We start from the raw sequence: 13897 nt of genomic DNA, 5'->3' as shown, positions 1-13897 counted from the left end.
AAATTTGGTATTAAAAAAAGAGAAATTGGAAAAAATAGGTCTGATATAGAATGGAGGGTTAGTCATGAAGCGAGTTTTTGGAATACTTGTTTGTTTCATGTTATTGCTTTCTGGAACTTCAGTGAGTTTTGCGCAATCTGAGAAAACGAAGCAGGAGAAAACAGAAGAAACAACGCCGAAGTTAGCGGAACAAGCGTCGTCAGCAATCGTAATTGAGCAAGATACAGGTAAAGTTTTATTTGATAAAAACCCAAATGAAAAATTACCACCTGCTAGTATGACAAAGATTATGACAATGCTTTTAATTATGGAACAAGTTGAAAAAGGAAAACTAAAACTGACCGATAAAGTTAGAGCAAGCGAACATGCAGCTTCAATGGGTGGATCGCAAATCTTTTTAGAACCTGGGGAAGAGATGACTGTAAATGAGATGTTAAAGGGTATTGCAATTGCATCTGGAAATGACGCATCTGTTGCAGTAGCCGAGCATATCGCAGGTTCAGAAGAAGGATTTGTAAATATGATGAACAAAAAGGCGAAAGATTTAGGGCTGAAAAATACACATTTTCAAAACCCAACAGGTCTTCCGGCCAAAGACCATTATTCGACAGCAAATGATATGGCTATAATGGCGAGAGAATTGATGAAGTATCCACTTATTCGTAAATACACAGGTAAGTACGAAGATTATTTACGTGAAGATACGGATAAAAAGTTTTGGCTCGTTAATACGAATAAGCTAGTACGTTTTTATCCTGGCGTAGATGGAGTAAAAACAGGTTTTACGACAGAAGCGAAATATTGTTTAACAGCATCGGCTGAAAAAAATGGTATGCGTATCATTTCAGTTGTCATGGGAGCACCAACATCAAAAGAACGGAACAACCAAGTGACAAAGCTTCTTGACTATGCATTTGGACAATATATGACAAAGAAATTGTATACGCGCGGCGAAAAAATTAAGACAGTTCAAGTAGGCAAAGGGAAAAAAGAAAAAGTAGATTTAGTTGCGTCAGATAATGTTTCTCTTCTTATGAAGAAGGGCGAGAATATGGACAAGATAAAACAAGAAGTAATTGCTGAAAAGAAAGTGAAAGCACCGATTAAAAAAGGTGACGCGCTTGGCACACTTGTTATAAAAAAAGATAAAGATGTTTTATTAAAACAAACAATTATAGCAAAAGAAGATGTTGCTGCAGCGAGCTGGTGGGAGTTATTTAAAAGAAGTTTTGGGATGTTTTCAACATCAAAATAGCGGCAAATATTTTGCCGCTTTTCTATTCGTATGTAAGTGAATAATGCTGAAAGGTTTCACTTTATGACGAAATAGTTCTTCTTTTGTCAGCAGGAAGGATTCTTATTTTATATCACGAAAATCTTTATGTATGTGAATAAGTAAAGTTTGAGCATAAGGAGGAAATCGTGTGAGTCTTTCCATGCAATTAGAAGTAAAACGTGACGTCCTATGTGTGAGACTAGAGGGTGAATTAGATCATCATACGGCTGAAGAGTTGCGAACGAAAGTAACAGATATGATTGAGACACATGGTGTTCATCATATTGTTTTGAGCCTAGAGAACTTATCGTTTATGGATAGTTCTGGTCTAGGTGTTATATTAGGCCGATATAAACACGTAAAGGGATTAGGTGGAGAAATGGTTGTTTGTGCAATTTCACCGCCTGTTAAGCGTTTATTTGAAATGTCGGGCTTATTCAAAATCGTTCGCTTAGAAGAAAGTGAAGCGCACGCGCTCGCGACGTTGGGGGTGGCATAGATGAGAAATGAAATGAACCTTCAATTTTCAGCATTAAGTCAAAATGAATCATTCGCACGCGTTACAGTGGCGGCTTTCATTGCACAACTAGATCCAACGATGGAAGAATTAACGGAGATTAAAACAGTTGTGTCAGAAGCGGTTACAAATGCAATTATTCATGGATACGAAGGAAATGCAGAAGGTATTGTTTATATTTCTGTAATTTTGGAAGAAGCAATGGTGAAACTCACGATTCGAGATGAAGGGATTGGAATCTTTAACTTAGATGAAGCGAGACAACCCCTTTTTACAACTAAACCTGAATTAGAGCGTTCCGGAATGGGATTTACTATCATGGAAAATTTTATGGATGAAGTAGAAGTTATTTCAAACGAATCTTTCGGGACAACAATCCATTTGACAAAATACTTATCAAATAGTAACGCTCTATGCAATTAAGGAGAATAGCCTATGGACATAGAGGTCAAAAATGAGAAGAAGAAACCTCAGTTAAAGGACCACGAGCTAAAAGCGTTAATTCAAAAAAGTCAAGATGGAGATCAACAAGCGAGAGATACAATCGTTCAAAGTAATATGCGCCTCGTTTGGTCGGTTGTACAGCGGTTTCTTAATCGAGGATACGAACCAGACGACCTATTTCAAATTGGATGTATTGGGCTCTTGAAATCGGTAGATAAATTTGATTTATCTTTCGACGTGAAATTTTCAACATATGCAGTTCCAATGATTATTGGTGAAATACAACGTTTCTTACGCGATGATGGATCAGTGAAAGTTAGTAGGTCTTTAAAAGAAACCGGAAACAAAATTCGAAAGATGAGAGATGAGCTTTCGAAAGAATTCGGAAGGGCTCCAACGATTAATGAAGTGGCAGAGGCACTAGAACTAACGCCAGAGGAAGTTGTTCTAGCACAAGAAGCGAGCCGGGCCCCTTCATCTATACATGAAACTGTATATGAAAACGATGGAGATCCAATCACTATTTTAGATCAAATTGCAGATCAATCTGAAACGAAATGGTTCGATAAAATTGCTTTAAAAGAAGCGATTAGAGAACTAGATGAACGAGAGCGCTTAATTGTATACTTGCGTTACTATAAAGATCAAACACAGTCAGAAGTAGCAGAGCGCATAGGCATTTCGCAAGTACAAGTTTCAAGACTTGAAAAGAAAATATTAAAACAGATGAAAGATCGAATAGACGAATAATTGTCTATTCGATTTTTTTATGCCGTTAATAGGAGAGAGATGTTAATTTTCGCAAAAATTAACAGAATTTATTGATAATTTAGTCAATTTGAAATATAATCCAAGTATGAACTTGTCATAAAGGGGGAAGGAAACATGGAAACGAGGCAACAATGGGGAACGAGAGCTGGATTTATTTTCGCAGCGGTCGGATCTGCCGTTGGATTAGGAAACATATGGCGTTTTCCTTATACAGCGTATGAAAATGGAGGAGGAGCATTCTTTTTACCGTACTTATTTGCATTATTAACGACTGGTATTTCATTGTTAGCGTTTGAGTTTGCCCTTGGTCATCGTCATCGTGGTTCGGCACCACTTACATTTTTCCGTATTAGCCCGCGTGCAGAATTTATTGGATGGTGGCAAATGTGCGTAACATTTATCGTTTCAACATATTATGCAGTGATTATTGCTTGGTCTATATCGTATACATACTTTGCAATCACTGGAGCATGGGGAAAAGACACGCAATCATTTTTATTTAAAGAGTACTTACATGTTGCAGATAAGCCAGGACAATTTGGAGGACTTGTACCAGAAGTATTAATTCCGTTAGCTCTCGTTTGGATTATTGTGCTTGGCGTTGCATTTAAAGGAGTTAAAAAAGGAATCGAAGTTGTTAATCGTATATTTATCCCTTTATTAGTTGTTATGTTCCTTATTATTGTTGTTCGTGCAGTGACGATGGAAGGTGCTATGCAAGGACTAGATGCATTCTTTAAACCAGATTGGAGTCGTATTTTTGATGGGAAAGTATGGCTTGCTGCTTACGGTCAAATATTCTTTAGTTTATCTTTAGCATTTGGAATTATGATTACGTATTCTAGTTATTTACCGAAAAACTCGGATACAACAAATAATGCCTTTATTACTGGATTTGCAAACTCAGGATTTGAATTATTAGCAGGTATTGGGGTCTTTGCAGCTCTTGGATTTATGGCAAATAATATGGGAGTACCAGTTGATAAAGTAGCAAGTGCTGGCGTTGGGCTTGCGTTCGTAGTATTTCCCCAAATTATTAATGAATTGCCGATGTCACCGTTGTTTGGTGTTTTATTTTTCTTATCGTTAACGGTTGCTGGAATTACATCACTTATTTCACTCGCGGAAGTATGCTTTGCCGCTGTATCTGAAAAATTCAGTTTAAGTCGGGAAAAGACTATTGGAATTATGGGAACTCTTCTCGTGTTAGTTTCTCTTGTTTTTGCAACACGTGGTGGACTTATGTTCTTAGATGTTGTCGACTATTTCGCTAATAATTTCGGATTAATTACAATTGCACTTGCGGAAGTAGTTACGATAGGGCTCATTTTACGCCGTTTACCAGTTTATCAAAATCATGCAAACTTTGTATCTGATATTAAATTAGGAACGTTTTGGAGAGTGAGTTTACTCGTTATTACTCCGCTTATGTTAGGGTATATGCTAATTGATGGTACAATCCAAAATATTAAAAAGAACTACGGAGATTATCCGACTGATTTTGTTGTAACGTATGGTTGGTCGATAGCAGCAGCATTCCTCATAGTTGCAATAATCATTGGCCTGAAAAAATGGGATGCACAAATTCATTCGGATTCTGCCAAGCTTGAAAAAGAATGGAAAGATCGAGGTGTTTCATAATGAGTGGATCAGCGATTATGATGATGGTTATTGGAATAGTAGTCATTTGGGGAGGGCTTGCATTAAGTATTGCAAACTTATTTAAGAAAAAGGCATAAGTAAAAAAACATCTGTACCAAAATGGTGCAGATGTTTTTTTATGAAAAAATTGTATTAGAAAAAAATTCAATAACCATACTACAACTACGAGGAAGAGTGAAGGGGTGAATGAAAGTTGGAACAAACGATTTATATTAAAATGCGCAATCGTTTAAAAGTTTCTCCTTCGTATGAAGTGAAGCTAGGTGATGTTGCTCAGCTTGCTGGAGATGCTTTCGTAGTTGAAGCGTTACAAAATGAGATTGTTTACAAAATAACAGCACACGATAAGACGCATGTTGTAATTGATGTTATGAAGATAATTGAGATCATTAGGCGAAAAGCGGCTCATATACAAATTAATTTACTCGGTTCTGGACAAACTCTTGTTGAAATTATTTATGAAAAAAAGAAAGTGCACCCAGTTTTCTTTGGACTTGTATGGTTATTACTTTTTATTGGAGCAGCTCTTGCAATCATTTATTTCCATGAGGATGTAAGTATGCAACAAGTACATCAACGGTTATATTACATGATTACTGGAGAATTTAATGCACAACCACTTTTATTTCAAATTCCTTATTCTTTAGGTCTTGGTTTAGGGATGGTTCTATTCTTTAATCATGTATTTCAAAAACGAATTAATGAAGAGCCGAGTCCGTTAGAAGTTGAGATGTTTCAATACCAACAGTCACTTGATCAGTATGTAATCGTTAATGAAAACAAGGATAATATGAAACAACTTGCCGATGATTGAGTCTGGGTTTGTTATTTTAATTGGTTTAGCTGGAGGGATAGCGGTAGGTAGCGGATATGTCGCATTTTTAGCTGTACTTGGTATAATCCCCCGTTTAGCTCAATTAACGAGAAGTGGAAAGCATATTCAATATTTTGAGTGGGCAGTCATTGCAGGTACTTTAACAGGGGCTTGGTGCAGTTTGAAAAACATTACACTTCAAACGTCGCAATATTGGCTCGTTATATTAGGGCTATTTTGTGGTACGTTCATTGGAATGCTCGCTGCGGCATTAACAGAGGTGTTAAATGTTCTACCTATTTTAGCGAAACGAGTAGGGGTAGAGGGGAAGATTATTGTTTTACTCGTTGCTCTTGTGCTTGGGAAAGTAATAGGATCGTTGTTTCACTGGATTTATTTCGTAAAGTAGGAGGCAGTATATAAATGACAAGTCAGAAATTGAAGGATGATTACATAAATAAAGTGAAGGAGTATCATCCAAAGCCAAACTATTTACTAAATTGTATCAAAGCATTTCTTGTAGGTGGACTCATTTGTACAGTTGGAGAAGTATTGATGAAATTTTATATACATTATTTTCACTTCAGTGAACAAGAGGCAGGAAACCCAACTGTTGCAACGCTTGTTTTATTATCCGCGATTTTAACAGGATGTGGTGTATATGATAAAATCGGTCAATTTGCTGGAGCAGGATCAGCGGTACCGGTAACAGGATTTGCAAATTCTATGGCGAGCGCTGCCTTAGAACATAAGAGTGAAGGGATTGTTCTAGGGATTGCGACAAATATGTTTAAACTGGCAGGAAGTGTGATTGTATTTGGGGTTGTTGGTGCATATATCATTGGGTTAATAAGGTATACCTTTAAAATTTTTATGTCTTAAAGGAGGGGCTAGTATGAGGTTGACCGGAAAACAAACGTGGGTATTTCAAAACGATATATATGTGAATGCAACGGGTACTGCTGTCGGTCCGAAAGAAGCTGAGGGCCCTCTTGGAAAAGATTTTGATATTTCATATGATGACTTGCATTGTGGAGAGGAAAATTGGGAGCTCGCCGAACGAAGATTAATGTCAGACTCAATTCAACAAGCAGTGCAAAAAGGGAATATAAAAACATCGCAAATTGATTTCTTTTTAGCGGGAGATTTATTAAATCAAACAGTGACAGCAAATTATGTTGCGCGTAAGTGGGGCATTCCTTTTTTAGGAATGTTTAGCGCCTGTGCGACGTCTATGGAGACTTTAGCAGTTGGATCAGCTTTTATAGACGGTGGATTTGCAAATCGTGTCTTAGCTACAGTAAGTAGTCATAATGCAACGGCTGAAAGACAATTTCGCTATCCAACAGAGTACGGTGGGCAAAAACCAGGGACAGCAAATTCAACTGTGACTGGTGCAGGATCTATATTAATTAGTAATGAAAAAAGTGCAATTAAAATTACGGCGGCTACAATCGGAAAAGTGCAAGATTTAGGAATCACAAATCCTTTGGATATGGGGGCAGCGATGGCCCCAGCAGCAGCTCATACAATTCAACAGCATTTTGAAGATTTAAGAAGAAGTGCCGATGACTATGATTTGATTGTTACGGGTGATTTATCAGCTGTTGGGACACCGATTGCAAAACAACTTTTACTTGAGGAAGGTTACGATCTTGGACATATATACAATGATTGCGGATTAATGATTTATGAATCAAGTCAAGAAGAAGTGTTTGCAGGTGGTAGTGGTTGCGCTTGTTCAGCAGTTGTCACATATGGCCATTTATTACACGAGATGCAAAAAGGGAATTTACAACGAATTTTTGTCGTTGCCACTGGCGCATTATTAAGCCCGATAATGATGCAACAGAAAGAAACGATTCCAACAATTGCACATGGTGTCGTATTTGAGAGAGTTAAAGGAGAGTGAATTGTGGATTTTATATATGCATTTCTTGTAGGTGGAGCTATTTGTGTAATTGGGCAACTATTGTTAGATTTCGCAAAGTTAACACCAGCTCATTTAATGGCAACTTTTGTAGTCATCGGAGCAATTTTAGATGGATTTGGATTGTACGATAAACTAATAAAGTTTGCAGGTGCTGGAGCAACAGTCCCTATTACAAGTTTTGGACATTCACTATTGCACGGAGCAATGCATGCAGCAGAAAAACATGGATATTTAGGAATTGGTATTGGCATGTTTAGTTTAACGTCTGCGGGCATTTCCGCAGCGATATTGTTTTCGTTTTTTATAGCACTTATATGTAAACCGAAAGGATAAATCAAATGAGACGAAGGGTTGTTTTGGTCACAGATGGAGATGAATATGCAAAGCGGACAATTGAGCTTTTAACAAAGGAATTTGGAGGAAGGTGTATTTCAGCATCACAAAGTAATCCAACCAAATTGACAGGGAAAAAAGTTGTTGAGCTTATTATGCAAACGCCATATGACCCTGTATTTGTCATGTTTGATGACAGTGGATTTATTGGAGAAGGATCTGGTGAAAAGGCTTTAAAATATGTAGCTACCCATAAACAAATTGATGTGCTCGGTATTTTAGCGGTAGCGTCTAATACGCATCATTGGGAATGGGCACGTGTAGATGTAAGTGTAGATCGGAACGGAAATTTAACCGAATACGGTGTTGATAAATTTGGACTTCCAGATGGTGAAATTGGCAGAATTAGCGGAGATACAATTTATTGTTTAGATGACTTGAATGTTCCTGTCATCGTTGGAGTCGGTGACATTGGTAAGATGTGCGGGAATGATGAATGTGAGAGGGGATCACCTATTACTAGAAAAGCGATTCAATTAATTTTGGAAAGGAGTGGTTTTTATGACGAAGACTAAAAAAGTGGATATCCCTATATCAACTTTCATAAGTGATAATGAAAATTATTTAAAGCAGACAGTTGGACTAGGCGTTACATACGATGTTGGCATTCGTAAATTTCAAATTTTGAATAAAGAAATCGGTGTGTTATTTGTAAACGGACTTTGTGATACAAATTATATTATCCCTATTTTAGAAGAAGCGGTGGATACAAATGAGATGAGGGATGTAGAAGAAGATACAGTGAAGCTTTTAGAGAATCGCTTAATCCATCAACAAGTAAGCAAAGTGAAAACGATGGATGAGGTAATGCTCCAAGTATTATCAGGGCTCATTGTGATATTTGTGGAAGGTGAAACGGAAGCGTTCGCGATCGATGTTCGTAGTTATCCAGGGCGAACACCGACAGAACCAGATACCGAAAAGGTAGTACGCGGTGCGAGGGATGGATTTGTTGAAAATATCGTTGTAAATACAGCGTTAATTCGTAGGAGAATTCGAGATCCACGACTTCGAAATGAAATGGTTCGAGTAGGAGATAGATCACAAACGGATATTTGTATTACATACGTTCAAGATGTTGCAAATCCAGATTTAGTAAAGATTATAAAACAAGAATTAAATAACATCGATGTAGATGGAATTACGATGGCGGATAAAACAGTAGAAGAATTTGTTGTAAAGCAAAGCTATAACCCATTCCCGCTTATTCGATACACAGAAAGGCCAGATGTAGCAGCAAATCATCTACTAGAAGGACATGTGTTAGTACTTGTTGACACATCGCCAAGTGCTATGATTACACCGACAACATATTTTCACCATTTACAGCATGCAGAAGAGTTTAGACAAAATCCAGCTGTCGGTACATTTTTACGCTGGGTGCGCTTTTTAGGTGTTATATTCTCGTTATTTTTATTACCATTTTGGTTAGTGTTTGTATTTGATCCAACTCTTTTACCAGCAAATCTTGCTTTTATTGGACCGACTAAGATGACGCATTTACCAATCCTATTACAGGTGTTAATGGCAGAGGTCGGACTTGAGTTTTTAAGGATGGCTGCTATTCATACTCCAACCCCATTATCGTCTGCAGCAGGGTTGATTTCCGCCATATTAATTGGTCAAATTGCAATTGATGTAGGTTTGTTTGTGCCAGAAGTAATTTTGTATGTAGCGGTTTCGATGATTGGTGCATATGCAACACCGAGTTATGAATTAGGATTAGGGAATAAGGTTGGGAAATTGTTTGTTATTATTTTAACAGGTCTCTTCCATGAGATGGGATTTGTAATTGGTATGACGATATTAATTTTATTTTTAACGTCTATAAAAAGTTTACAAACACCTTATTTATGGCCGTTTTTACCATTTGATTGGGGCGCGTTAACAAAAATTTTACTCCGTCCAACGATGTCTAGTTTAAAAGTACGACCAAGTATTGTAAGACCTCAAAATGTAAAAAGACAAAAATAAACGGGATTATACACCCGTTTATTTTTTTAGCAAAAATTTATTATTTTTTAACAAAAATCAAACATTTTTTGTGTACACTTAGAGTAGATATTGTGTATGGAAGGGGAAGAGGACATGATTAAATTATTTGTAAGTGATTTAGATGACACGCTCGTTTACGATGTGAACCATATGCAAAAAGAAGATGAACGTGCGCTGTGTTGGTTAGCTGAGAAAGGGACAAATATTTGTTTTGCCTCTGGACGCTTTACACACAGAATTGATGAAGTTGTAAAAAGGTTTTCATTCCCATATTACACAACTGGCTTAAATGGAGCGACAATGTTACTTCCAGATGGGAATTTATTTCATGAATCGAGTTTTGAAAATACGGTTGCCCAGGAAATATATCGATATATACATAAAAAAGGACTAGCGGATATTGTTTGTGCAAATGAGCAACGATATACAAAAAGGAAAAATGAACATCACCATAATTTTGAAACGTATATGGGCGTGCATATCGCCGAAATTGAAGCGTTAGAAGAAGAGTTTGGTAAGACTGTACACCCTGCAAAATTGTTTGTTTTTGGAGAAGAAGAGAAAATTGTGACGTTAGATCAAGAGCTACGAGATACGTTTCAAGGCGAAGCGGAAGTTTTTATATCAGGTAAACGCTATGTTGATATTATGCCAAGAGGCGTGAGTAAGGGGAGTGCTCTAAAGCGACTAATGGACCATTTGCAAATTGAAGCAAATGAAGTTGCTTGTATTGGAGATTCTTTCAATGATATTTCTATGTTTGAAGTAACCCCGCATTCATTTACTCTTCATCATGCCCATCCATATGTAAAGGAGAAAGCAAATCATATAGTGCGTTCGGTTGAAGAGGCTGTTATGAAATTACCGTTACTTGTATAAAAAAGAAGCCCGTCACTGGCGGGCTTCTTTTTTACTTGAATAAAGATTTAACAAAATCAATGATACTTGAGAAGAAATCTTTCACTTTATCTAGAAAACTTTGTCCTTCTTCAGATCCTAAAAAGGCAGAAACGTGTTCTTTTGCTTTGTTTAATTGACTACCAACTTGATTCCAATCGATATTAAGATTCTTCATTTTATCAAATAACGCTACTAGGTTATCTAACTGTTCATCTGTTAATGTAATGCCGAGTTGATCAGCAATTTTTTTAATTAATGAACGTAAATCTTCTGTTGTTTTTGGCTGTTCTTTTGCAATTTCTTCTTTAATTTTTGCAACAAGTTGAACTGCTTTTTCTTCACCAATTTTATCACCAAGCTGGGCTGTTTGTACCATTTCTTCATTCGCTACTTTTTTAACTTCTTCCGGAATTGGTTTATTGGACGCAGTTTCATATGCTTTCATTAATCCAGTTAAAGCTGCAGTTCCTGAAACTTTAAAAGGTGCAGTAATTTGAATTTCTGCATCTTTTACACCTGCTGTAATCAAAGCGTTAGTGTACATTGCATCTGTTACCCAGTTAATGTTCTTTGATCGTACAATAAGACCAGATCCTGGTTTTGTGTATGTAATCATAGAAGAAGAAATTGCTCTCGTACCAATTTGTGCTTTTGGAACAATGCCTTCTAGAAATTTATGTTCTTCCGCATTAGATACAGTAATAATTGTAGCATCTTTCGGTGCTTTCATTTCTTTTAACAAATCTTGTTTTTGTTGTTCGGATAAGTTCTCTCCTAGTGTAACAATTGATTCTCCCTCGATGATGTCTGCAAATGAAGCTGTTGGCATTATAAATACCGTTACAGCTAATAGCAGAGCTAATAATTTCGTTTTCACGAAAAATCGCTCCCTTTCTCTTTCTAAAATTTTCGGGCAACAAAGTTATTATAGTATATATTTCTTATTTGTCACCTAGCTTTTTCCACATTTCAAAAAAGAAGTATCTAGATTGTCGGATTCTTTTTGTTTCTAGTCATGAATGTGGTAATATAGTGCTGAGATAGTTGAAAGGAGACATATACATATGAAAACTTTAGGATATATATTAATGGAAAACGGTGAAAAAATCGAATTGGAATTTTTCCCAGAAGAAGCGCCAAAAACAGTAGAAAACTTTAAAAAATTAGCAGAGCAAGGATTTTATGACGGTGTTACATTCCACCGTGTTATTCCTGGCTTCGTAAGCCAAGGTGGAGACCCAACAGGTACAGGTGCTGGTGGTCCAGGTTACTCTATTCCATGTGAAACTGATGGAAACCCTCATAAACACCTTGTAGGCTCACTTTCTATGGCTCACGCTGGCCGTAACACAGGCGGTAGCCAATTCTTTGTTGTTCATGAGCCACAGCCACATTTAGATGGCGTTCATACTGTATTTGGTAAAGCAACAAGCGGTATTGAAACAGTATTAAAAATGCGTCAAGGCGATGTAATGAAAGAAGTTAAAGTTTGGGAAGAATAAGGTAAGGAAAAAGAGAGCTTTTGCTCTCTTTTTTATTTTTAATGAGATTGAGTACTTCTTCTATAGCTCATCATACAAGTAGTATTGTTGCTAAAATATATTGCTTGTGAGAACAAACCTTTAACAAATTACATAGAATACATTACATTATATGTTTCAACAAATATTTTTTGTTATATTAATTTTGCTAGAATTGTGCTGCTTTCGGGTAACTATGAATGAAGTGATGTTGAATGATATGTTTCTTTTCATTCTATATAAAATTTTCTTTTTTTCACTCTATTTATTAAAGGAATAGTGCTGAAACATAGATTTGACTTTCTTCTTTTCGCTTTGTATGATTATCAAGTTGTTTTAGACTCTTCTCACTCTGTAGAAAATATTGTAAAATGAATGTGATATGAAAAGAGTGATTGAGGGGATTACTAGTTTGTAACTTTTGTGAGAAGGGATAAGGGTTATGTTAATTCGTTTTAAAAAAAGTTATGAAAAAATTGCAATGGGGCTTCTTTCGTTTATGCCAACTGAAAAAGATGTGAAAACATTACAATTGACAATGAAAGAATATGAAGCAAAAGATGATTGGCAATTGTATTTGTGGAAAGAAAATGAAGATTTTGTTGGAATAATGGGGATTGTAAAAAAAGAGAATCAAGTATTAGAAATTCAGCATTTAAGTGTAAATCCGTCTCACCGTCATGTGGGGATTGGAACGAAGATGGTTCAAGAGTTAAAGAGTAAATTTCTTGAGTTTACAATTTGCGGAAATGAGCAAACAGCAAGTTTTTGCGAAAAATGTAAAGGGCTAGAACAAAATATACATTCGTGAAAGCAGGGATAAGTAGTTTATTATCTCTGCTTTCTTTTTTGTAATTGTTCGTTTCGTTCAGTAATGACCTCTGTGCGATCACGCAAAGTGTGCTTGTGTATAATATATTCACTTGGAATAGCATTCAAGTCTTTCCAAGAGAGGTTTTGTTTTTTGCATAACTCTATGCACTGCTTCTCTAACAATGGATCTGATAAGGGTAAAAATAAAGGTACAAAACGTTCTTTTTTATGGATAGATTGCAATCTTTCATTGAGCAAGGAAAGAAGTTGTACTTGATTAATTCCTAAACGTTGTAAAGACACACCGCTTTTTTCTAAAATTGTGATTGCGCTTTTCATCATTTTTGTGGAACCATTCCAGTTAGCACGTCTTTGGTGGTATAAAGAAACGGCAATTTGAATGAGACCAACTAAGTAATGATCACGATTTCCTCTTGGTTTTGTCTTCCAGTACTCTTCTAGTATTTCGTGGCATTCAAAATAGTCGTAATCTCCTTGGAAATGAATTAAAAATTGTATGTATTCGGTAGGATACATGTTTTCTCGCCCCTATCTAACGGTTATACATATAAGTGTATCATAGAAATATGAACAATAAACGACTAGGAGATTTCCCCCTAGCCGTTATTGTTCATATTAGCAGAAGCAAGCTGCTCCTACAATAATTAGCAAAATAAACAGTACAACAAGTAATGCGAACCCACCGCTAAAACCACAATCAACGTGACCCATAGTTTTTTGACCTCCTACATTGTTCTTACTACACTGTTATCATATGAAGTGGTGGGCATGATGACATAGGCATCGGTCTATTTTTAATTAAATTTCTTAAAAAGGTTGGATAGAACATGAGTATGCT

19 protein-coding genes are annotated in these 13897 nt (G+C 36.4%); 16 read left to right on the top strand and 3 right to left on the bottom strand.

Annotated elements, in window-relative coordinates:
* The first annotated feature begins 64 nt into the window (after positions 1-64).
* From dacF to ACTJJY_RS03920, 14 genes are all read left to right on the top strand, one after another.
* A complete protein-coding gene (dacF, locus tag ACTJJY_RS03985; RefSeq protein WP_440605048.1) occupies positions 65-1255 on the top strand; it encodes a serine-type D-Ala-D-Ala carboxypeptidase DacF in 1191 nt (396 codons plus the stop codon).
* A 169-nt stretch (positions 1256-1424) separates the two neighbouring features.
* On the top strand, positions 1425-1775 hold the full coding sequence (gene spoIIAA / locus ACTJJY_RS03980) for an anti-sigma F factor antagonist (RefSeq protein WP_000059135.1): 351 nt from the start codon (positions 1425-1427) through the stop codon (positions 1773-1775).
* On the top strand, positions 1776-2216 hold the full coding sequence (gene spoIIAB / locus ACTJJY_RS03975) for an anti-sigma F factor (RefSeq protein WP_001243398.1): 441 nt from the start codon (positions 1776-1778) through the stop codon (positions 2214-2216). It abuts the gene before it with no gap.
* A 12-nt stretch (positions 2217-2228) separates the two neighbouring features.
* Positions 2229-2987 (top strand): RNA polymerase sporulation sigma factor SigF, encoded by a 759-nt coding sequence (gene sigF / locus ACTJJY_RS03970; RefSeq protein WP_000350729.1) that lies wholly within the window; start codon positions 2229-2231, stop codon positions 2985-2987.
* A gap of 135 nt (positions 2988-3122) precedes the next feature.
* Positions 3123-4649, top strand: a complete 1527-nt coding sequence (locus ACTJJY_RS03965) for a sodium-dependent transporter (RefSeq protein WP_440605047.1) — start codon at positions 3123-3125, stop codon at positions 4647-4649.
* Positions 4649-4747, top strand: a complete 99-nt coding sequence (locus ACTJJY_RS03960; RefSeq protein ID WP_000016826.1) for a methionine/alanine import family NSS transporter small subunit — start codon at positions 4649-4651, stop codon at positions 4745-4747. Before ACTJJY_RS03965 ends, ACTJJY_RS03960 begins: the two co-directional genes overlap by 1 nt.
* A 116-nt stretch (positions 4748-4863) precedes the next feature.
* On the top strand, positions 4864-5484 hold the full coding sequence (locus ACTJJY_RS03955; protein ID WP_098841881.1) for a stage V sporulation protein AA: 621 nt from the start codon (positions 4864-4866) through the stop codon (positions 5482-5484).
* Positions 5477-5893 (top strand): stage V sporulation protein SpoVAB, encoded by a 417-nt coding sequence (gene spoVAB, locus ACTJJY_RS03950; RefSeq protein ID WP_000572941.1) that lies wholly within the window; start codon positions 5477-5479, stop codon positions 5891-5893. The genes ACTJJY_RS03955 and spoVAB overlap by 8 nt, the downstream gene beginning before the upstream one ends.
* Before the next feature lie 14 nt (positions 5894-5907).
* The gene (spoVAC, locus tag ACTJJY_RS03945; protein ID WP_000203808.1) at positions 5908-6366 is read left to right on the top strand and encodes a stage V sporulation protein AC; all 459 of its coding nucleotides are present in this window, start codon (positions 5908-5910) and stop codon (positions 6364-6366) included.
* A gap of 13 nt (positions 6367-6379) precedes the next feature.
* Entirely contained in the window at positions 6380-7396 is a 1017-nt protein-coding gene (spoVAD, locus tag ACTJJY_RS03940; protein ID WP_001241138.1) for a stage V sporulation protein AD, read from the top strand.
* Positions 7397-7399: 3 nt separating this feature from the next.
* Positions 7400-7750 carry a stage V sporulation protein AE gene (gene spoVAE / locus ACTJJY_RS03935; RefSeq protein ID WP_000345907.1) on the top strand — a complete coding sequence of 117 codons (351 nt, stop codon included), beginning with the start codon at positions 7400-7402 and terminating at the stop codon, positions 7748-7750.
* A 5-nt stretch (positions 7751-7755) separates the two neighbouring features.
* On the top strand, positions 7756-8325 hold the full coding sequence (locus ACTJJY_RS03930; RefSeq protein ID WP_440605046.1) for a stage V sporulation protein AE: 570 nt from the start codon (positions 7756-7758) through the stop codon (positions 8323-8325).
* Positions 8312-9784 carry a spore germination protein SpoVAF gene (gene spoVAF, locus ACTJJY_RS03925; protein ID WP_440605045.1) on the top strand — a complete coding sequence of 491 codons (1473 nt, stop codon included), beginning with the start codon at positions 8312-8314 and terminating at the stop codon, positions 9782-9784. Before ACTJJY_RS03930 ends, spoVAF begins: the two co-directional genes overlap by 14 nt.
* A 96-nt stretch (positions 9785-9880) precedes the next feature.
* Positions 9881-10684, top strand: coding sequence for a Cof-type HAD-IIB family hydrolase (locus tag ACTJJY_RS03920; RefSeq protein ID WP_063548562.1), 804 nt, complete (start codon positions 9881-9883; stop codon positions 10682-10684).
* 31 nt (positions 10685-10715) lie between these two features.
* On the opposite strand, the gene ACTJJY_RS03915 is transcribed toward ACTJJY_RS03920, so the two are convergent.
* Positions 10716-11582, bottom strand: coding sequence for a DUF1002 domain-containing protein (locus ACTJJY_RS03915; RefSeq protein ID WP_000850506.1), 867 nt, complete (start codon positions 11580-11582; stop codon positions 10716-10718).
* A gap of 187 nt (positions 11583-11769) precedes the next feature.
* On the opposite strand from ACTJJY_RS03915, the gene ACTJJY_RS03910 reads away from it, so the two are divergent.
* Positions 11770-12207: a peptidylprolyl isomerase gene (locus tag ACTJJY_RS03910; RefSeq protein ID WP_000853788.1), complete on the top strand. Its 438-nt coding sequence runs from the start codon at positions 11770-11772 to the stop codon at positions 12205-12207.
* 460 nt (positions 12208-12667) lie between these two features.
* Positions 12668-13036 carry a GNAT family N-acetyltransferase RibT gene (ribT, locus tag ACTJJY_RS03905; protein WP_000908401.1) on the top strand — a complete coding sequence of 123 codons (369 nt, stop codon included), beginning with the start codon at positions 12668-12670 and terminating at the stop codon, positions 13034-13036.
* Positions 13037-13056: 20 nt separating this feature from the next.
* On the opposite strand, the gene ACTJJY_RS03900 is transcribed toward ribT, so the two are convergent.
* Both ACTJJY_RS03900 and ACTJJY_RS03895 read right to left on the bottom strand, forming a co-directional pair.
* Complete coding sequence (locus ACTJJY_RS03900) at positions 13057-13575, bottom strand: DUF309 domain-containing protein (RefSeq protein ID WP_000283610.1); 519 nt, start codon at positions 13573-13575, stop codon at positions 13057-13059.
* Positions 13576-13674: 99 nt separating this feature from the next.
* Entirely contained in the window at positions 13675-13770 is a 96-nt protein-coding gene (locus ACTJJY_RS03895) for a YjcZ family sporulation protein (RefSeq protein WP_000510194.1), read from the bottom strand.
* Between the last annotated feature and the right edge of the window lie 127 nt (positions 13771-13897).

The organism is Bacillus sp. 22475 (assembly GCF_052044835.1).
Taxonomy (GTDB): Bacteria; Bacillota; Bacilli; order Bacillales; family Bacillaceae_G; genus Bacillus_A; species Bacillus_A cereus.
The sequence above is the reverse complement of the archived record's forward strand: the minus strand, read 5'-3'. Positions and strand labels throughout refer to the sequence as shown.